Origin of the sequence: Pseudoalteromonas sp. T1lg23B (assembly GCF_002964665.1) — a bacterium.
GTDB lineage: Bacteria > Pseudomonadota > Gammaproteobacteria > Enterobacterales > Alteromonadaceae > Pseudoalteromonas.
On record NZ_PQBZ01000042.1, the window covers coordinates 48,302 to 69,152 of the forward strand.

Genomic DNA, 20,851 nt, shown 5'->3' on the forward strand with positions numbered 1-20,851 from the left:
CTAAGCAATAGAGCGCCGTTTAACTGAACAGTGCAATTGACGCCACTGGTACATTTTACTGTGCCAGTAGGCGTGTTAAACTAAGCCACATAACAAACTAGTTTGGAATATGTGGTGTTAAAAATCTCCAATAATGTTGAGATTTCTGCTTGGGAAATAGAGCTAAGTGCCATCCGCGCACAGGGCGCTGGCGGGCAAAATGTAAATAAAGTATCGAGCGCCATTCATCTCAAATTTGATATCAATCGCTCAACACTCCCTGAATTCTACAAACAACGATTACTGGCGTTAAACGACAGCCGTATCACCAAAGAAGGTGTGGTCATAATCAAAGCGCAAACCCACCGCACACAAGAAATGAACAAAGAAGAAGCGCTAGAACGTTTGAAAACTCTGATCCTCAGCGCCACAAAAATTGAAAAGGCACGCAGAGCAACTAGACCAACCCGCAGCTCACAACGTAAACGCGTTGAAAGTAAAGTTAAGCGTGGTCAGACAAAAAACTTGAGGGGGAAAATCAAGTTTTAGATGTGATGGGTAAATGCACCATAAATTGTGCACCTCCCCATTGAGAAGTCTGTATCTCACAGTAACCACCATGCCAAGAGACGATTTTGTTGACAATCGCCAGCCCTAAGCCAAATCCTCCAGAGGTTTTGTTACGGCTTTTCTCTAGCCTTACAAACGGCTCAAACACCTTGTCATGGGCTTCTGGTGCGATCCCCATTCCGTCGTCTCCAACACAAACATGAACGAATCCTTGTTCCACGGTCATCGCCAAATAGATGTGTTCTTTAGAGTATTTATCCGCATTTTGTAACAGGTTTTGTAGCACTCTGGCGATGTAATTACGCTCAGCAACAATCGGTAATCTTTCATACATACAATCAAACACAATATGCTTGTTGGTTACTCTTTTGAGCTTTTCCAATTGTTCATGCAGCAGTTCAACAAAGTCAAAGGGCCTAAACTGTAATTCACTTTGCGCCATTTCCAAGCGCGCATAACTGAGCATCTCATCAATCAACACTTCCATCTCTTGCACATCTTCTGACATCAATGTGACCTGCTCTGGCGCGTCTTTATGCATCAGCGCCAATGCAAACTTCAAACGTGCAAGCGGCGTTCTTAGCTCATGGGATACCGCATTAACCAAATGCTTTTGATTGCTCATCAAGTTAGCCACCTTTGTGGCCATGGTGTGAAATTGGCTGGTCAGATTCGCGATGGCCGAAAAACGCGAGGGAGCAATAGAAATATCAAGCTGACCTTTGGCAAGTTGACTGGTTACGTACTTTAGTTGCATCAGATCGCGCCAAAGCGGGCGTAGCCAAAACATCAATAACACCGCTAATAACAAGAACGAACATAACTTGATCAAATACTTAGGTAGTCCAGCTTGCTTTATTGGCATAAATGGACCAAGTTGCACAAGGGTCTGCTTGTCTTGCATCAAAAACGACAACAGCGCGTGATTTTGTTCGGTATAAGTCGTCACAATGTCGCCATGTAACAATTGACTACGTTGCTCAGGCAGCCAAGCGACTTCGTCTATGTGCAAGGTATTGAGCGACGGATCTGGTGCTACGGTTTTTATCACACTGGTTTGCAACGATTTGGCAACTTGCTTGGCATGACGAAGATCATCCGGCGCTTGATATACCCAGTGTTGCCAGATCAACTCACTGCCTTGGTTAATAGCTATTATGCTGAAAAACACCACCACATATAGACTGACTAATAAGCGGATCATTCAGCCCTTAGCCCCACGCTGATTTGGAACACAAATAACCTTTCCCCCAAACTGTAATCAAGCGCTCTGGTTGCTCTAAGTTATCATTGAGTTTTTTACGCAGCCGCGATATGCGCACATCCACACTGCGGTCAAGGCCATCATACTCTCTACCCACCACATGTTTATATATGTATTCTCTACTTTGCGTCTCACCAGCATGACTGGCAAGTGCCCATAATAAATCAAACTCATAACTGGTTAGTTCAACTTCTTGCTGCTGCAACAGCACCTTTCGATTTGCTTTATCAATGCTAAGCTGGCCAAGAGTTAGTTGCTCTCCGAAGCGCACTGTGGTGCTATTGCGTCGTAACAACGCATTTAAACGGGCCAACAGTACATGTGGCTCAACAGGCTTGATCACATAATCATCCGCACCTATCTCCAAGCCTCGCACCTGATCAAAGTCACTGTCTTTCGCTGTCAGGAATAACACAGGGCCCTGATATTGTGGCCTGATCTGCCGACACACGCTAAAGCCATCTTGATTGGGTAACATAATATCGAGTACCACCACATCCGGCTGCTGCACTAAAATAGCCTCAACGGCCTTTGCGCCATCATGCACCTGGCTTACCTCAAAGCCATTGCTTTGCAGGAATTGCGCGGTCAACTCCGCCAGCCGAATATCGTCTTCAACAAGCATTACATGCGCCATTAGAATATACTCCAGTCTGTTTTTAATCTTCTTCGGTATTGGCTGCTCATTGCTGCGTTAACCTTAATGACCTGCTGTGCTAGCACCGCCTGTTTAGAATCAATTAAACGAAAGGTCATATTCTTCTGTAACGAGATATCGAGCTTTTCCGTGATATTTTGTTTATCATGCCAACACCGCATTTTCATCTCTTCCTGATATAAGCAGGCGTCGACAGGGTGGGGGAGCTGCCAGTTAACTTTAACTGTCATGGTACAAAGCTCACCTAATTGCCTGACAATACAAGTAATGGGTTTTATTTCTAGGTTGGCAACGTTTGTCAAAGTCCCTGCTGACACCATATTTGTACAACCAAGTACTAAAGATAATGCAACCACAAGCTGTACACTAGAATTCATACAGCCCCCCAATAAAGATGCTGCTGGAGCCATTATCTCTAACGAGTGGGCTATCACTGATACCATCGGCTAACCACGTGTGCTTAATATTAAACTTAAGCTGCCAGTGCTTACTAATTCGATGGTTGTATGCCATAGACAAAAATGGCGAAATGCTACTGCGCCCTTGATAATACAAGCGCGGATCAGAGCTGTCCGTTGTACGTAGTCCATAATAATAATCAACCAATTGCTGACTTTGCCACTGCGCGCCGACTTTAAGCTGCAATTTAGCATTGGCCTGCATTGGTAGAGGCAATTGCTGACTGTAAGTGAGCGTAGCATGCTGGCCCTTGTACACGCCCCCTAAGTCATGAAGCCAAGATGCGGTGAGTTTACTGGTGTCATTGACGTACCAATGCAAAAGCAAGCCTCCATCGATGGTCCAATCTCGCTTTGTGATTTCATCAATACTGATTTTAGGTTTGTAGGTTGGTGTTTTTGTCGGATTATCCCCTTCGGAAGGTACGCCCTCAGGTAAATTGTCGACCACCATGCCATTCACATCGAGATATTTATCTGGTGCAGCAAGACTACGAAGATGATGTCGCTCAAAAAATGCCTGTTCAACATTGGGTTCGACGATGAAGCTTACATCAAAGTTGCTCTGATGGCTGAACGTATAGCCGATTGTGGTATTTTCTAAAAAGAACTTGTCGCTGTAATAGCTGACATAAGGCAAGAAAAACAGTGGTATGTTGTCACCCCCTTCTAAGGGGTTGGTCATCACGCCAGCGCCAATAGCAACAGCAAACTGCCATTGATCGACCTCAATGCAACCTCCATCTTGGGGCTGGCATTGCTGAGCGTGCAAGCTCATCGATGCCAACATACTCATGGCGACTAAAACCTGCTTCAAACTTACCTCCTCTGTTTAGTTGTTGTGGTCTTTTTGCTAGATGTCACCTAACCTACATTTGGTAAAATCATTCACTATTGCTAATTTACCATTGTATTTGCAATTTGCTATCTAGGGTAACACTTAATAACAATTCACTGTTTAAAGGTAACAGTTAATCTGGTGGGATTTTGTACATTAAGTACTGACTCATTTATAGAAGGAGATATAAAATGTTTTACCCAAGATTACTCGCCGTTGGGGTTACGGTGTTACTGAGCGCATGTTCGAGTGACAATGAAAACTCAAATGATAATCCCACAACGATACCCAAATTGAATGATATTAAAGTATCAACCAGCCCGCTTACCAAAGCGAGTTCGGAGCAGTTTTCTAACCATTTAAAAAATGGTTTGTTTATGAACCGTTATAGAGCATTCCTGTATCCGGATAGCTTAGAGACCGATAGCCCAACTACCACTGGAGATTTCTCGGTTACAAATCAGCAAGAGCAGGGGGTTGATGAAGCCGATAGAGTAAAATACGATGGTCAATACATGTATGTTGCTGCTAACAGCGCCCAAAGCTTGCAAGCTTCTGAGCAATATCGTCAGTTTGTTCGCATTATGAAACGAGATACCGAGGGCAACCTGACACAAGTAAATGATGTCACTAGCACTGAAACCGCCTATCAAAAGCAGCGTCTTTACTTAACAGACAATACCCTCACTGTGCTAAGCCATGATAATGGCTGGTTTGGTATTGCGGAGCCTGCAGCGACAGGCGGCATAGCTGAGAGCACATTTCCAGCCCCCACCACCAACCAGTTTGAATTCAGTATGATGGATGTGACGACACCTGAACAGGTTACTGTAAAGGCCCATTACACTATCGAAGGGATCCTGATTGACAGTAGGGTAATAGACAATCACCTGTATCTAGTCAGTAATTACTATCCACAGTTTGAAGGCTTTACGGGTACAGACGACACGCAGCAGAGTAAGCTTAAAGACTATCAAGCGATACAAAAAGAGCACATTAATCAGTTGCTGCCAAAAATTAAGAATGTGAGCACTGGCGAGTCAGCATTGCTGTTTAATACCAATGATTGTTACATCAATAATGATGCTACAGAACTAGATGGTTTCAACGCCATCATGACCATTACAAAGGTTTCATTATCAGACCCCACTCAGCGCAGCGCTATTTGTGTCAACACACAGGTTGATGGGCTATACGCGTCATCAAACACACTCTATACCTTTGCAACGAATTATTCAGAAAATGACTTAAACTCAGTTATCCATAAATTTGATTTAACTGATAGTGCGCTAAATTATGTCGCAACGGGCGAGGTGTCTGGACATTTTGGCTGGAGAAATGAGAACTTGCGTTTCAGCGAGTTAGGCCAGTACTTACGTGTGGTAACCTCAAATGGTGACAATACCAATGGGTATCAGCACAAACTCAGGGTGCTAGAGCAACAAGGCCAGTCACTGGTTGTAACCAGCGAACTTCCCAATGAGAGTTTTCCAACTCCGCTGGGTAAGGTCAACGGCGATGGCATTGTTGATGAAGATATCTATGCGGTGCGCTTTACAGATAACCGCGCTTTTGTAGTGACCTTTAGACAAGTTGACCCACTCTATGTCATAGACCTATCAAACATGCAAATGCCGAAAATAGCAGGGGCATTAGAAATCCCTGGCTACTCAGCTTACTTACACCCTATAAACGAAAACTTATTGCTTGGTGTTGGCCAACATGTGGAGCAAATCGATCAAGACCTGCCTGTAATAGGACAAGGCGCAAAAGTAAGTCTATTCGACATCAGCGACATGACCAATCCACAGCAACTCAGCGAGCATGTTTTCCAAGATGGATATACTGCCGCCGAGAATGATTATCACGCGTTTAATGTGCTCGCGATGAATAATGGCCTATTTCGTTTTACCTTACCTATAGAGTCTTGGCATGTAGAAAACACCTCGCAAACCATGTGGAACAGAGAAAATATGCTGGCAGCGTTCGAGGTCGATACTAATACCATGCAGTTAAACTACATCGGGGGCAGCACCGTTAGCTACTCAGATGCCAGCGATGTGCCCTATATCTGGTCAGGAGAGGATCGCGCAATCATCCACCTAGATGACCTCTATTACATTCATGGTAATTATATTTGGCAAAGTGATTGGCAAACTCCAGAGGTTAATAACGGCCCTCTTTAAATAAAATAGGTATCAGCCCTTCATCCCTTTGTTGAAGCTAGCTGATACCAGTTTAACGACTTATTCAACACGAAAGAATTGCCACTAAGTGGATTCGCACAGAGTGGATTCTAAGTTGGCTGAGCACTTAATAGTTCAGCCAGCTTATTTCTAACTACTGGATTGTCGGTGGTGTGTTGTAGCTGTTTCAATTTGACTAAACTTGCCGCACTCAACGGCTTACCAGATTCCATAATCGTACGCGTAAACGCCGCAACATACTTAGGATGTGGCGCGCTCAGTATCGCACTGACAACCTCTTCTTGATAACGGATATGCTTACTCAGCACTTTGATACTATTGAGCTTTGCCCCATCATCACTGCCATGTAACAACGCTGGTAACTGAGCGAGCAAATGGTCGTTTTTACTGTTGCCGATGGCTAATACCGTGATGGCCAAATTCTGCTGTGCGGATAAATTACGCTCCAGATAACTGGCCACATTGTGTGCTTGCTCAGGTGAAAAGTGTGCCATAGTCCCAATACTCAATAACGCCGTATTGGCAACCTGATGCCTTGAGTGCTGTGCTATTGATTGCAGTGCGCGTAGAGACAGCTCACTAGATGAACCAAAACGACCCAAAGCCATGGCAACTTTGTGTTTGTCTAGTTCAGCTGTTTGCTCAAGTTGCAACAAGTCCACCAGCATCGCTTCAGCTTCTGTGGTTTGTAGTTTCTGTAATGCATAGATAATTGCTGAGCTAAACTGCGGTTGTGTGCTCAATAACGCTTGAATTTCAAACGCGTTATAGTTGTCAATCAGATACGCTCCCACCACCTTGGCTAACTCTGGCGAAAGCGAGTCTTTGAGCTTTTCAAACGCTTGGTTCAAAGTCTCTGTGTTAGTTATCTGAACCTTAGCTTCAGTGAGGGTTGCAACTTTAAGGTGTGCATTGGCATTCGCGTGTGAAGCAAGCAAGGTCACTTTTGGAGTCGGTACGGTGTTTACCAAGACCGTTTGCTCAACAACGTAGTGCTGTTGCTGCTGCGCCCACACTCTCTTGTTACTGTAGTTTAGCTGTTCAAACATGCCTTGCTGGCTCGTCAAAAGCTGCCAATCTTCTTGTTCTGTTTTAGGTTGATGTTGCATATCAAAATACGATTGCTTGATGATGGCGCGCGTCACCTCGCGACCTGCTTGTTGGTAGCTATACTGCACCTGACGAAACGCATCGCTATAAGTCAGTGGCTGGTTAACATCATAACTCAGTAAATTCATTATTTGCCCGACTACTTGCAACGTATGCTCATCTGGTAAGCCAAGCAAATCTAGCTGTACAAAACGATTGTTTTGACGAACAACACGAAAAGGCAATTGCTCAGTCAGTGGCACCGCCTTGGCATCTTGTGTGTATTGAATGTCGCTTAGTTGCCCAAGCCAAACATGTCCATCGGCTTGTGGTTGCAACTGCATATGCCAACTTAGTTTTGAGTGAGACAACAGCACCTGATTCGCCCCCGCGATGGAAGAGTCTACTTGTACCTTCAAACTCAATGCTTGTTCCATCTGTGTGACGGGTCCACGCGGCCCATGTTGTACGCCAGCTCGTTGTTCAATAGGATCACTCGCCTGAGGCAACCAAAAGTACCCAACCACCAGCATACCGGCCAAAAACGCCACTATAAGCACTTTAATGTTCATATCGACTCCAAAAATGGCGGCCAAAGGCCGCCTGTGAAAAATTAAAGTTGCTGCCAAGTAGGGCTAGCGTACTCGTAGAATGTGGTTTCACGCTCGTAAAGTGGATCCCATTTCATGATATCCACGTTAAACTGCAACAGACCCCACAGTTTCTTGCAGTAGCCTTGAATTTTGCCATCTCCGCCTGAAAGCTTTCCTGATACTTTCAACTCCAAGAAACCTTCTTCACGTATTTCATCGTCAACAACAACGCGTCGAATACCCGCTTCAACATAGCCCTTGCCTTTGACTTTCAACAGGCTTAATTTTCCTTTTACACCCGCCTCGGCAATACCATGACCAAATGAGCCATACGCCGCGCTTGAAACCACACCGCCCACATACGGTTCAACCGACGCATAGATATAATCTGGACGACGCACACCATCGGCCTCAAAAGGCACATCATTACCATAACCGCCTATCACACCGCCAACCGTGAAATCCGCACCCGCTTCAATGCCTGCGCCAAATTTAACCCCTAGCTTTAACAAGCCAAGTGGGTCTAATGGCAATTCAACTTTAGGTTTGAAAGGCTCAGGGATCAGATCAAAATAATATTCGACCGGATAAGTTACTGAGGCATCCAATAAGTCATCGCAATTTGGCTCAAACGCAGCCACAGCATCATCACCTACAGTCAGATTGAAACTCATCCCCTGTGTACAATCTAACTTAGATGGATCGAAAGAGAACTCCACAAAGCCGACCGCCATTTTGAAATTACGGTTATGTAACTTCAGCCAGTTTCCCCCTTGATAAAAACCGCTGGTGGCGCCATTGGCAACGCTGTCAACGAACATCCAACCTTGCTGATCTCGATACTGATGTGTGCGACCAACCGCATGGTTTTTTGTTACCACGCGAGCCGTTTGCTCTACATAACCGGGGTCTTTATACAAAGAAGCCTGTGCTGATGACATCGCTAATGTGCCCAGTAGCGCAGAAAAGCACATTGAAGTTAAAGTTTTCATTATTTTTCCTGTATTAACGTTTATGAATAGAAGGGCTGCGCAGCCGAGCGCTAATATAGGGATTGATATTTACAATTAAGTTACAAATAAAGTTATTTTAGGTACTTACAATTAAATACATAATTTATAATGAGATTTAGAATATTACATCAGTAGGGATACACTTTTTATATTCACGGCATAATAGCGCAGCACTGGCACTTCAAAATGCTGGAGACATTAATTTACCCAGCACTTCATCAAGATAAATTTTAGTCTTTTGTTGTGCGGTTTCAGGCAGCCATTTGAGATGTGCATCGTAGAAGTCCCGAGTTTGGTACACGCGCCTGATATGCCTGTCGAATAGTTGCAAAAATTCACTGCTTTTTAGCGTATTGTTGCACATCCAGTGGCCAATCACGTATTTCGGCGCATCGGCGATATCATACACTCTGTATTGGGTCGGTAACTGCTGCTGGTGCCGATATATTTCCGCCGGAAACCCCAACAAAAAATCAGCACGTTTTTTTCGAAACATATGATACATGGTATCGTAATAGTTACTGCCATCACGAAATAGCTTATTTTCATTACTTACTTTTTCAAGCTGGCGGTCTAAGAAAGGCCCATAAGATACGGTTGGTGCAACGACCAACAAAGCGTGACGGTAATGACTGAATAAATGTGACAAGGATTTAACCTCACCGTATTCATTGAGCACTCGCTTGTCTAATGGTTCATCGCTGGCATGTTGATATAAACGGCGGCTAAGATAAATATTCACCGGTAAGCTAAACAAAAACTCCTGCATACGCTCTGGGGTTTTGATTCTGTTTGCAACACATACCGCATCATCACTTTCGCGCATGGCTTTTAAAGATCGCTTATAGCTGGCAGGTAATAAGGTCAACTGACCTTGCTTTAATTCTCTAAGCATCAAAAAGTTTGTATTGTTACCAATATTGGAAGGAAGAACTTCACGCCGATACACACGCAAATCTACTTCATCATCAACATACAACTGCACAGCACGTGCATTGTCCAGATAAAGAATAAGTAATAATAAAGCCACAGAAACATGCATAACCACAAACAAAGAATTTTAAGCAACAATAGTTAGCATAGCTATGAGGTGCAAAATGTACCAACAAACTGTGTAGTTATTGTACGTTTTTGTTGTGTGAGATAGTAAACAACTTTAGATGCATAAGCCCTAACATGAATTACCAGCTTTGGTGAATAAACCTGAATGTTGTATATGTATTGTGAGATCAAAAGCCGTCATTCAAATAAAGGCAAGCAAGAGGTAAGATGCGCCCCCATAGCGTTACATGGTAAATCGTCGGATGGCGCTTCGCTTATACCGACCTACCGCGCTACCATCATCTGCAATTAGATTGTTACCACCTGCCCCGCCAATATATGTATTAGGGGTACTAAAATTACCAACCTCTGCCAGAACACTATCTAGATTATCTTTGCTTTCCTGAAGCTTTTGATAAGCAAACATCGCAAAACCAGAAAAAAATGCGGTTTCTATACCAGTAAGAATTCCATGTATAGTTGGTAGCGATTCCAGAATGCTTGATTCCATTGCTCACGATTCTCTAGTTTGGTTGGCTAACACCCGCCTATGGGGCAAATTAAGTGGGCTAAACTTGAGCGAAGCGAAAAGCCCGCGAAAATTTGTCCCAGCGAGTTTACGAGCAACATGAGGCGCTTGTTATGTGCCAATGTAATCTTTGAGCTTCAACAACTCATTTAATTGTTTTTCTAATTGCTCGAGTTCTTGTTCTCGTTCAAAACCTCTACAGCCATGATAGTGATGGATCGATTTCACCTGCCCAGCAAGCTGAAGACTAAGAATGGTGCTTGGATTATCGGTCCATTGCTCTTTGCAAACTTTTTCGTTTTCTGACCAACCATAATTATCTCTAAAAGAGTTAAAGCTATACCGATCAGTTAATTCTACAATTTTCTGAAACAAGTCTGGATCATTTGGAAGTTTATAAACTCCCACGGAGTCGACATTACTTTCTCCAGAAAAAATAGTTGTTCCATCTGAAAACACTGCAACTTGAAACACTGGGCAGGTTCCGTAACAAGGAGTTCTAGATAATACGAAGGCATCTGGTGGCGATTGCTTTGCCAAAGCACTAAAAGTGGCCATCAGTATTATTACTATCAATTTTTTCACTAAACTCCCCTTGGCACATAACAGCGCATTACCGAGAATTCCTGTTAACACTCAATATGTCAATTGCCAGAATTATCAAAATACGATTTTTAATAATCTAATTATTAACAACTTACACATAGCTACAAGGAATTACAATTGTTTAGACTGCCCTATAACCGAGGATTTACTTAATCGAGAATGAATAAAATTACATGAATGAGAACACACATCAAAAACAGTATGAAAATTAATAGCCTGAATGTTTATGAAAGCTTTAACGAGAAGCCGCTTAAATTACATAACGAGAGTCGATTGTTTTTAAGTCTAGATTTTGAATGTCCGCGGCTCGCTCAAACCAATCCCCGAACTTAAACCTAAACCTCGTCTTTAAAACAGTATTATCAAAGACGTGCGACTGCATTTATGCGTTCATTGTGTTGCGGGTGTTTCATCGGAAGTGAGTAAACGGACTATCTCTTCCAAGTAACCTAGGGTCAGCTTTTTGTCTTGTTCGGGTAGCCACTTCAAATGCGCGTCATAGAATTCGCTTTTATGGTATATCTCCATCATCAATTTGTTGAACATAGACAAAAACTCTTTGCTTTGTTCGGTGTTGTTACACATCCAATAACCGACTATGTATCTGGGCGCATCTTCTACGCTGTAAGCTCGATAGGCGACGGGTTCATGTTGCGAATGCCGATACACTTCAGCGGGGTAACCCAACAAGAAGTCAGCTCTTTTAGACTTGAACATGTTATACATATCGTCATAAGGGTTACTACCGGCACGATACACTTTGTTGCTCGCGCTTACTTGCGCAAATTGGGCATCAAAAAAAGGTCCATAAGACATGGTTGGCGTAAAAACGATGGTGGCATATTTATAGTATGTGAACAGTGCCGATAACGATTTGATCTCGGCATCATCATTGAGTACTTGCGGCGTTAAAGGAGGTTCTGAGGCATGCTGATACAACCTGCGAGTTAGATACATGCTAACGGGGTAGCTAAACAAGAATTCTTGTAAACGTTCTTTGGTTTTCACGCGATTTGGCACACAAACTGCGTGGTTACTGTCACGCATCGCTTTCACTGCACGGCGGTAACTCGCAGGGACCAACGACACTTTTCCCAAGGGAAGCGCATTAATGATTAATATATTGGTACTGTTGGCGATGTTGGTCGTAGGATTCAACCCTTGATAAATTGTAAAGTCCTTCTCGTCATCCACATACAACTGAACGGCACCAACCCAGAAACTGCTTAATAAACACTTTAAGCACAATACAACTTTGAACAAATTAACAACCGATAAAAACAACCCATTCCTTTAAGCATAGGACAAGAAATAATAAAAATGCCAGCACGAGGCTGGCATTTATCAAGAGCTATAACTCCGTCAATTAGTTACTACCATGTTTATCAAACCACCACTGGATATATGCAACTTTGTTCATTAGGTTAGACGGACGCGCGGTGATCCCATGTGACGCATCGGGAATACGTACCATCGCCGTGTCTACACCTTGTAGTTTCAGCGCTTGATAATATTGCTCAGTTTCCGAGATTGGGGTGCGATAGTCAGCCTCTCCCGTTAGCAACATAGTCGGCGTCTTAACGTTACCCACATAGCTTATGGGAGAGCGTTTCATGTAGTGTTCGGTGTGATCCCACGGTTTGCCAGGAAACCAGTAATCTGTGAAAAACGGATAAAAGTCAGCGGTTAACACAAAGCTAAACCAGTTGATCACAGGTTTGGCAACCACTGCGGCTGCAAATCTATCCGTGTGGCCAACAATCCAAGCAGTTAATACACCGCCACCCGAACCACCAGTAACAAACAAACGCTGCTCATCAATAAATCCTTTCGCCAGCAATGCATCAACTCCTGTCATTAAATCATCAAAATCATGACTGGGATAATTGTGGTGAATGGTTTGTGCAAACGCCTTACCGTAAGAATCACTGCCTCTTGGGTTCATGTATAAAACGACGTTCCCTTTGGCGGCAAAGAGTTGTGCTTCTGCACTAAAGTGAGGGCCGTAATTGGCTACTGGGCCACCATGGATCTCAAGCACCAATGGATATTTTTTGCTGCTATCAAAGTTGGGAGGGTAAACAACCCAGCCTTGAATATCCAGCTGATCATGTTTAGATTTAACCCAGATCTCTTCAACCTTACCCAGCGCCTTGTTACCGAGCGCATCTTCGTTGAGTTGAGTTAACCGTTCGGTTTTCCCTCTTTGTATCAATCCGACATCAGCAGGTCTTTGTGTGTCTGCAAGCGTAAAGGCAACGTCTCCTTTGGCACTCACATCAAAGTCCCCGCCAGAATATGGTCGGCCAAATGATACGCTCCCCACTTTTTGGGTAATAACTTTTGCGCGCCCTTTAAGGGGCTGGTGTGCGACAACGGTCTGACCTTGAGAGTCATAGCTGTAATAAAGACCACGACTTTGCGCGTCCCACTGAATGTGGCTCACACTACGGTCTAGCTCTTGAGTCAACACTCGGGTTTCGTCGTTTTGTAGATCTAGTACATAGATATCTGCGTTTTCGTAGTTGGTACGCTTATCGTCATACCCCAAATAAGCCAAAAACCGTCCATTAGGTGAGATGGTAGGAGATCTATCTGGACCAAAGCGGTCAGTGATAGCTTTCACCTGTAAGGACTTCATGTCTAAGGCATAGACCTCGGTATTTGTCGGCTTAAGTTTATGCTCGGCGTGGCGATTGGCAGAGAAGTACAGAGTTTTACCATCATGGCTAAAACTGACTCGACCCCCATGATTAAACTCCCCAGACGTTAACTGCTGAGCATTTCCGCCATTTGCATCGATGCTAAACAAATGGGTAAAACCGGCTTTTGTATACCCAGCGCCATCAGCACGGTAATAAACATCATCAATAAACACTGGTGGCTTTGCCCAATCTGCACCCTTTGGTTTACCACTGACGCTGACCGGTGTTTTCGCCGACGCGCTGACAAACTGGCTAAAAACTATTTGTTTACCATCCGGTGTCCAAGTCAGATTTCGAGGCGATTGAGTCAAGTTACTAATTTTCGCCACGGCCCCGGTATTTAACCATTTAACATAGATTTGGCTACTGCCATCGCGAGTCGAGACAAAGGCTAAGCGATCACCCTGAGGGGAAAGAACTGGAGCATAATCAATATGCACGCCACTGGTGACAGGCTGAAGTTGCTTGCTCTTAACATCGACAGACCAAATATTACTAACTTTCTTGTCTGTTTTGATATCCATGCGATTGCGGACAAAATATACCAACTTACCATCATCACTGAACTCAATCTGGTTAGCATATTCCAAGTCAAAAACGTCTATCAATTCTAGTGGCTTTTCGACAGCAAAGGCACTACTCATAACGAGGCTTACACCAAATGCAAATACACAGTGTTTCATCGTAGCTCCATTCCTTTTTTAAAGTGAGTCCTTAGTGTCAACCCAGCTGGTAGTTAAGGTCAATTATTTGCGATCAATGCAAGTTTTTGATCATTCACCCATTTACCCGCGATTTTGAAGTTGTCTTTTAGTGTACCTTCATGTTCAAACCCTAAAGAGGTTAACAGCCCAAATGATGCCTCGTTACCCTCTGAAACCGTCGCTATGAGTTTGTGAAAGCCGCATTCCAATAGCGTAAACTTAATCAGTGCTACCGTTGACTCCTTCGCATACCCCATTCCTTGAAATTCGGGCAAGATCATAAACCCTATCTCAGCTTGTCGGTATGGGTGCCACATGGCGAAAAATCCATGTAACCCAATGGCCGTTCCAGTTTCTTTGCATTCAATCACCAAAGTTAACCACTGCTTTTGTTCTTTACACCAAGCACCTTGCTCATGACATCGCTGTTGAAACTTTGCAAAAATATCCTCTTGTTCCATAACATCCGAGACCCAGCGAATAACGCTTTCTTCGCTATGCAGCTTTAGAAACAGAGGCCAATCCTGTTCTGTCATCAATCTCAACACCAGCCTAGGGGTTTCTATCATATTCAATTCCTTATCACGCCCATACACTTCAGGCTTCTAAACACAAACCGTAAAGGGGCTTTACAGTCATTTCAATCATCAATGCTGGATATAAAACGTGGTGATTTTCTAGCCTTGGTTGCCTGTTCAAATGCATAGCCTATCTCAAGTAACTTTCCTTCTTGATTAGCGCCACTAAAAAAGGATAACCCCAAAGGCAGCGCACGATATTCAGACATAGGCACTGTAATTATCGGATAGCCCGCAATTGCTGAAGGACTAGAGCTTAACCCAGTAAAATGATCACCATTTACTGTATCGATGACCCAAGCTGGGCCATTGGTAGGCGCTACAAGCGCGTCTAATCGATGTTCAGCGAGCAGTTTATCAATACCTTGCTGCCGCGCTTTTTCTATTACCAACTTTTTAGCCGCTAGATAGGCTTCGCTGGTTAAGTTACCTTTTTTACTCGCCATTTCCAGTAAGCCCTGACCGAAACTTTGCCCAGCTAAAGCCTCATTGAAGGCTATCAATTGTGTTAGTGACTTAACTGACACCGAGTCTGGCGTATTTGCTAAGTACTGATTAACGCCATGCTTAAATTCATAAAGTAAAATATCAAACTCAGCCTGACTGAGCACTTCTTGATACTCCAAGGTTAAACTATCAACGATAATCGCCCCTTGGCTCTGTAGCACTGTAATTGCTTGTGTAAATGCGTCGCTGGCGACGTTATTAAACTCACTGATATTACGCGCAATCCCGATACGCTTACCTTGCAAACCTTGAGCATCTAAATGCTTTTGATAGTGTCCTTGTGGGCTGCCTGTTAATACCTCTAGCAGTACTGCTGCATCAGCGACAGTTCTGGTCATCGGGCCAACTGAGTCCTGTGAATGAGACAGCGGGATCACGCCGTTGGCAAAAACCAAACCAACGGTGGGTTTTAATCCCACTATGGCAGTGTGAGCGGCAGGGCAGGTGATCGAGCCATCCGTCTCTGTACCAATCGCACCCACGGCTAAGTTGGCGGCAACCGCCACGGCTGAGCCAGAACTAGAGCCGCAAGGCGTGCGATTTAATACATATGGATTTTTAGTTTGTCCGCCCACATCACTCCAACCACTAGAGCTTTGTGTTGATTTGAAATTAGCCCACTCACTTAAATTGGCCTTGCCCAAAATGATTGCCCCAGCCGCTTTCAGCTGACTTATTAACTGCGCATCTTGCTTGGCGTAATTACTTTGTAATGCGACTGCGCCGGCTGTACTAGGCATTGCATCAGCGGTTTCAATATTATCTTTTACAACGATGGGCATACCGAACAAGGGCCCGTGTTTATCAGTACTGGCGTGTGCTAAGTCTTTTGCTTTGGCAAGCTCAATCGCGTGTTTATTGACACTAATGATGGCGTTAAGTTTAGGACCCGCATCATCCAACTGGGCTATGCGTGCTAGGTAATACTCTGTGATTTGTTGATAACTGAGTTGCTGCTCATCAACCAATTTCTGTAATTTCGAAATGCTATATTCTTCGAGGTTTACATTTGGCTGCTGCGCCAATGCTTTTGCGCCTATTAGACTTAATAAGCTGATAACCGCAACACCACTGACATACTTTCTAATAAACATGGGACCTCTAAAGCGAAGACATTTATGACCCATAGTTATAGAACAAGGTATGTTTGGCAAGTATTATTGAGCCCATAAAAGAAACAGACCGGCTTGAGCCAGTCTGTTTTTACATTGCTCAGTATTATTTCTGAGCCTGTGCTTTGTATTTTAAGCGGTACTCATGTAGCAATGGTTCGGTGTAACCATTAGGCTGCTGTGCGCCTTTGAACACTAAATCTTGAGCGGCTTGAAATGCCAGATTCGTAGCCAATGATTGCTCGTCCACCGCCATCGGGCGGTAATTTTCATCATGTTGATTTTGGCTGTCTACCACATGCGCCATACGGGCAAATGTCTGTTTTACTTGCTCTGGCGTACAGATCCCATGCTTTAACCAATTCGCAATATGCTGACTTGAAATTCGTAATGTTGCTCTGTCTTCCATCAAGCCTATATGATTAATATCAGGCACCTTAGAGCAGCCTATACCTTGGTCTATCCAACGTACTACATATCCTAAAATACCCTGAATATTGTTATCCAGCTCGGCTTGAATATCTTCTTTACTGAGTGAGGTATCTAGCAATAAAGGCGGGGTCAGCAAGTCTTGCAACGAAGCCTGTTGGCGACTCATTAGCTCACGCTGTTTCGCAAATACATCAACAAAGTGATAGTGCATCGCATGTAGCGTTGCAGCAGTGGGAGAGGGCACCCAAGCCGTGTTGGCACCCGCTTCAGGATGCGCGATCTTTTGCTCCATCATCAATGCCATTTTGTCTGGCATCGGCCACATCCCTTTGCCATTTGTGCCTTACCACTGAACCCACACGCAAGACCGATATCAACGTTGCGATCTTCATATGCTGCGATCCAAGGTTGTGATTTTATCTGCGCTTTTGGTAAGACTGGACCCGCCTGCATTGAGGTATGAATTTCATCGCCAGTGCGGTCTAAAAATCCAGTATTGATAAACACCACTCGTGATTTTGCTTGCGCGATACAGGCCTTCAAGTTCACTGATGTTCTGCGTTCTTCGTCCATTATGCCCAACTTTATGGTGTTGGGTGGTAGTCGTAACAGCGCTTCAACTTCACTAAATAATTGCTCGGTGAAGGCAACTTCTTCAGGGCCATGCATTTTTGGCTTAACAATGTTGATGCTTTGCGCGCTTGAATTATGAACCGGGCTATTACCTTGAAGGTCGTGTAAAGCACACAACGAGGTGATCACAGCATCCATGATCCCTTCAAATACCTGTTCTCCATGTTTATCGAGTATCGCGGGGTTGCGCATTAGGTGGCCAACATTGCGTACAAACATCATACTGCGGCCTTTAAGCGTTATTCGCTCACCCTGTTTACTTAGATAGTGTCGGTCCTCATTTAAGCGCCGAGTAATCGATTGTCCTTGTTTAGAAAACGTTTCAGACAATGTGCCTTGCATCAGCCCTAACCAGTTTTGATACACCTGCACTTTGTCTTGTGCATCCACAGCCGCAACTGAATCTTCACAATCCATAATGGTAGTCAGCGCTGATTCTAGTAGGACATCTTTGATCCCTGCTTTATCAGCTTGCCCGACAGTGCTGTGCGGATCAATTTGAATTTCTATATGTAAATCATGATGTTTGAGTAAAATAGCGGTTGGATTTTGAGGCTGTCCCTGATAACCCACAAATTGTTCCTCTGACGCCAACGCTACTTGTGTTGAATCATTCAGCGTCACCACTAATTTACCGTCTAACACCGCGTAGCCACTGCTTTCAATATGTGAACCACTTGCAAGGGGCAAGGCCTTGTCCAGAAATTGGCGCGCATAGGCCATCACTTTAAAGCCGCGAACAGGATTATAAGCGAGTGTCTTTTCTGCACCATCGTCTTCAGGCAGTAAATCGGTGCCATACAAAGCATCGTAAAGTGAGCCCCAACGTGCATTGGCGGCGTTTAAGGCAAACCTGGCGTTACTGACCGGTACCACCAACTGAGGCGCAGCGGCTAATGCTATCTCAGGCTCTACACTGTGTGTATCAATGCAGACATCCTCAGGTTCGCTATGTAAATAACCGATGTTTTCTAAAAATGTCCGATATTGAACTGCGTCCCACTCAGGGTGTTGCTGATGAAAGGTATCAATCTGCTGCTGTAACAAATCTCTTTTACTGAGCAAAGCTTTATTCAAAGGTGAGAGTGTATCGATAATACAGGCAAAGCCTTGCCAAAAGGCTTGCTCAGTAATCCCTGTGCCAGGCAGAGCCTGTTGATTTACAAAGTCATATAGGCATTGATCGATAGTCAATCCAGCCTCTTGTACGCTCGCATGCATAACGGTGATCCTAAGTCGATTTTGAACGGGTTTAAATAACCATATCGCATTTGAGCACAAAACAAACCCCAAAATACATTCACCAAAAATATACTCACAATAACAACTATAAATTTAAAAAATCTAGATTTCGGGCCTAGTGTGTAATTAAGCGCCAGTGGCTAGACCAGTGCGCAACTCTCACAACTAAAAAATATTTAACCCGTTCGAAGGAATTTAATTATGACTCGTTATCAATCACAGCTAGATAAGTTCGCTACCCTTTGCCAAACACAAGGTAAAACTTGGCAGTCAATCAGTCCTGAATTTGCAAGTAGAATGAACTTGCAAAACCGCTTTAAAACGGGATTGGATATTGCCAAATATACCGCCAAAGTAATGCGAGCAGACATGAGCGCTTACGATCAAGATAGCAGTCAGTACACGCAATCACTAGGTTGCTGGCATGGCTTTACTGCTCAGCAAATGATGATGGCAATCAAGAGACATCAGAAAACAACCAAGCGCTCATATGTTTACCTGAGCGGTTGGATGGTCGCAGCATTACGCTCAGAGTTTGGCCCTTTGCCAGATCAAAGCATGCATGAGAAAACTTCGGTGCCTAAATTAATCGAGGAAATCTACACATTTTTGAAACAAGCAGACGCTCGTGAATTAGATCACCTGTATCGCGAGTTAGATGAAGCAAATGCTAAAGGTTTGGATAGCAGCGCAATTGTTGAAAAAATTGATAACTTTGAAACTCATGTTGTTCCCATCATTGCTGATATCGATGCGGGCTTTGGTAACGAAGAAGCAACCTACCTTCTGGCTAAAAAGATGATTGAAGCGGGTGCATGTGCGATTCAAATCGAAAACCAAGTATCAGATGCCAAACAATGTGGTCATCAGGCTGGTAAGGTAACCGTTCCTCATGAAGACTTCCTCGCTAAAATTAACGCTGTCCGTTACGCATTCTTAGAGCTGGGTGTAGAAGACGGTATCATCGTAGCGCGTACAGACTCGTTAGGTGCCAGCCTGACACAAAAAGTACCTGTGTCGAAAGCACCGGGCGATTTAGCCAGCCAATATACCGCATTTTTAGACACCACTCCGGTTAACAGTGCTGACGACCTTCAAGATGGCGAAATGGCCATTAAACTTGATGGTCAATTGCGCAAACCTGTTCGCTTAGATAACGGTTTGTATCAATTCAGAGCGGGCACAGAAAAAGATCGCGTAGTATTAGATTGTGTTACCAGCTTGCAATCAGGTGCTGATTTACTTTGGATTGAAACAGAAAAACCAAACGTTCAACAAATTGCAGAATTGGTCAATCGAGTAAAAGAGCAGGTTCCCAATGCCAAACTGGTATACAACAACTCGCCTTCGTTTAACTGGACATTGAAATTCCGTGAGCAAGTGTATGCTCAGTGGCAACAAGAAGGGAAAGATCTATCTCAATACCCAGATCCAAGCCAAGATGCGAAAGCGCTGATGGATCCGCAACTGGATGATTCAGAGCTAGCAACAGCCGCAGATATCCTAGTACAAAATTTCCAACGCGATGGGGCGCGAGAAGCGGGGATCTTCCACCATCTAATTACTTTGCCAACCTATCACACCGCAGCTTTAAGTACTGATATTCTGGCTGAAGGTTACTTTGGTGATTTAGGTATGCTCGCTTATGTACGCGATGTACAACGACAAGAAATTCGCCGTGAACAAGCATCCGTTAAGCATCAGGATCTTGCGGGTTCTAATATTGGCGATACACATAAAGAATACTTTTCTGGGGAAAACGCTCTAAAAGCGGGTGGAGAAGCGAACACCATGAACCAATTCTAAAACCAACCGAGGTTGTTCCTTAACTCAGGGGTCTATCGGCCCCTTTTTTAATGGCTTTAAGGTTTTTGGATCAGTATTTTACCAAATCATACCGACGGCACCGAACCTAGTGGGATAGCTATCGTTGCGTCGCTAAAATCTGAGGAAAACAGGTTCATTATCAAACTTCTTCAAATATTGAGCATGTTTTTGCCCATTTCCAGAGCAAAATTTTACTAAGCTACACCGTATTGGAACACTATTTTACTAACTTGCTGTGCAAATAAACCAAGTTTTTACCAACTCAT

Annotated in this window: 16 protein-coding genes and 1 pseudogene; 3 read left to right on the forward strand and 14 right to left on the reverse strand. The window is 43.9% G+C overall.

The genetic code is table 11. The annotated features are described in order from the left end of the window. Positions 1-114 precede the first annotated feature (114 nt). Positions 115-528, forward strand: coding sequence for an alternative ribosome rescue aminoacyl-tRNA hydrolase ArfB (gene arfB / locus C2M32_RS16820; RefSeq protein ID WP_105169483.1), 414 nt, complete (start codon positions 115-117; stop codon positions 526-528). Here arfB and C2M32_RS16825 read toward each other — a convergent pair. From C2M32_RS16825 to C2M32_RS16840, 4 genes are read right to left on the reverse strand one after another with little or no spacing between them, the layout of a single operon-like run. Further along, positions 518-1,753: an ATP-binding protein gene (locus tag C2M32_RS16825; protein ID WP_105169484.1), complete on the reverse strand. Its 1,236-nt coding sequence runs from the start codon at positions 1,751-1,753 to the stop codon at positions 518-520. The genes arfB and C2M32_RS16825 overlap by 11 nt on opposite strands. Positions 1,754-1,760: 7 nt before the next feature. Then, complete coding sequence (locus C2M32_RS16830) at positions 1,761-2,450, reverse strand: response regulator (RefSeq protein WP_105169485.1); 690 nt, start codon at positions 2,448-2,450, stop codon at positions 1,761-1,763. Continuing rightward, the gene (locus C2M32_RS16835) at positions 2,450-2,848 is read right to left on the reverse strand and encodes a DUF3019 domain-containing protein (RefSeq protein WP_158678257.1); all 399 of its coding nucleotides are present in this window, start codon (positions 2,846-2,848) and stop codon (positions 2,450-2,452) included. Before C2M32_RS16835 ends, C2M32_RS16830 begins: the two co-directional genes overlap by 1 nt. Then, positions 2,838-3,746 carry a MipA/OmpV family protein gene (locus tag C2M32_RS16840; protein ID WP_105169487.1) on the reverse strand — a complete coding sequence of 303 codons (909 nt, stop codon included), beginning with the start codon at positions 3,744-3,746 and terminating at the stop codon, positions 2,838-2,840. The genes C2M32_RS16835 and C2M32_RS16840 overlap by 11 nt, the downstream gene beginning before the upstream one ends. 212 nt (positions 3,747-3,958) lie before the next feature. On the opposite strand from C2M32_RS16840, the gene C2M32_RS16845 reads away from it, so the two are divergent. After that, positions 3,959-5,953 (forward strand): beta-propeller domain-containing protein, encoded by a 1,995-nt coding sequence (locus C2M32_RS16845; RefSeq protein WP_105169488.1) that lies wholly within the window; start codon positions 3,959-3,961, stop codon positions 5,951-5,953. Between the two features lie 110 nt (positions 5,954-6,063). Here the strand turns inward: C2M32_RS16845 and C2M32_RS16850 are convergent, their stop codons facing one another. From C2M32_RS16850 to C2M32_RS16895, 10 genes and pseudogenes are all read right to left on the reverse strand, one after another. Further along, the gene (locus C2M32_RS16850) at positions 6,064-7,635 is read right to left on the reverse strand and encodes a hypothetical protein (protein WP_105169489.1); all 1,572 of its coding nucleotides are present in this window, start codon (positions 7,633-7,635) and stop codon (positions 6,064-6,066) included. A 41-nt stretch (positions 7,636-7,676) separates the two neighbouring features. After that, a complete protein-coding gene (locus C2M32_RS16855; RefSeq protein WP_105169490.1) occupies positions 7,677-8,648 on the reverse strand; it encodes a hypothetical protein in 972 nt (323 codons plus the stop codon). Between the two features lie 202 nt (positions 8,649-8,850). Further along, entirely contained in the window at positions 8,851-9,699 is an 849-nt protein-coding gene (locus C2M32_RS16860; RefSeq protein ID WP_158678258.1) for a hypothetical protein, read from the reverse strand. A 255-nt stretch (positions 9,700-9,954) separates the two neighbouring features. Beyond that, positions 9,955-10,221: a hypothetical protein gene (locus tag C2M32_RS16865; protein WP_105169492.1), complete on the reverse strand. Its 267-nt coding sequence runs from the start codon at positions 10,219-10,221 to the stop codon at positions 9,955-9,957. A 129-nt stretch (positions 10,222-10,350) separates the two neighbouring features. After that, on the reverse strand, positions 10,351-10,824 hold the full coding sequence (locus C2M32_RS16870) for a DUF6438 domain-containing protein (RefSeq protein WP_158678259.1): 474 nt from the start codon (positions 10,822-10,824) through the stop codon (positions 10,351-10,353). Positions 10,825-11,235: 411 nt separating this feature from the next. Beyond that, positions 11,236-12,129 carry a transporter substrate-binding domain-containing protein gene (locus tag C2M32_RS16875; protein ID WP_105169494.1) on the reverse strand — a complete coding sequence of 298 codons (894 nt, stop codon included), beginning with the start codon at positions 12,127-12,129 and terminating at the stop codon, positions 11,236-11,238. Between the two features lie 82 nt (positions 12,130-12,211). Next, positions 12,212-14,194: a S9 family peptidase gene (locus C2M32_RS16880; RefSeq protein WP_234401376.1), complete on the reverse strand. Its 1,983-nt coding sequence runs from the start codon at positions 14,192-14,194 to the stop codon at positions 12,212-12,214. 98 nt (positions 14,195-14,292) lie between these two features. Then, positions 14,293-14,823: a GNAT family N-acetyltransferase gene (locus tag C2M32_RS16885; RefSeq protein ID WP_105169496.1), complete on the reverse strand. Its 531-nt coding sequence runs from the start codon at positions 14,821-14,823 to the stop codon at positions 14,293-14,295. Between the two features lie 71 nt (positions 14,824-14,894). Next, a complete protein-coding gene (locus C2M32_RS16890; protein WP_105169497.1) occupies positions 14,895-16,433 on the reverse strand; it encodes an amidase in 1,539 nt (512 codons plus the stop codon). Positions 16,434-16,557: 124 nt separating this feature from the next. After that, positions 16,558-18,737 (reverse strand): annotated as a pseudogene (locus C2M32_RS16895) (malate synthase G). A gap of 222 nt (positions 18,738-18,959) precedes the next feature. Here C2M32_RS16895 and C2M32_RS16900 point away from each other — a divergent pair. After that, positions 18,960-20,564, forward strand: a complete 1,605-nt coding sequence (locus C2M32_RS16900) for an isocitrate lyase (protein WP_105169498.1) — start codon at positions 18,960-18,962, stop codon at positions 20,562-20,564. The last annotated feature ends 287 nt before the right edge of the window (positions 20,565-20,851 follow it).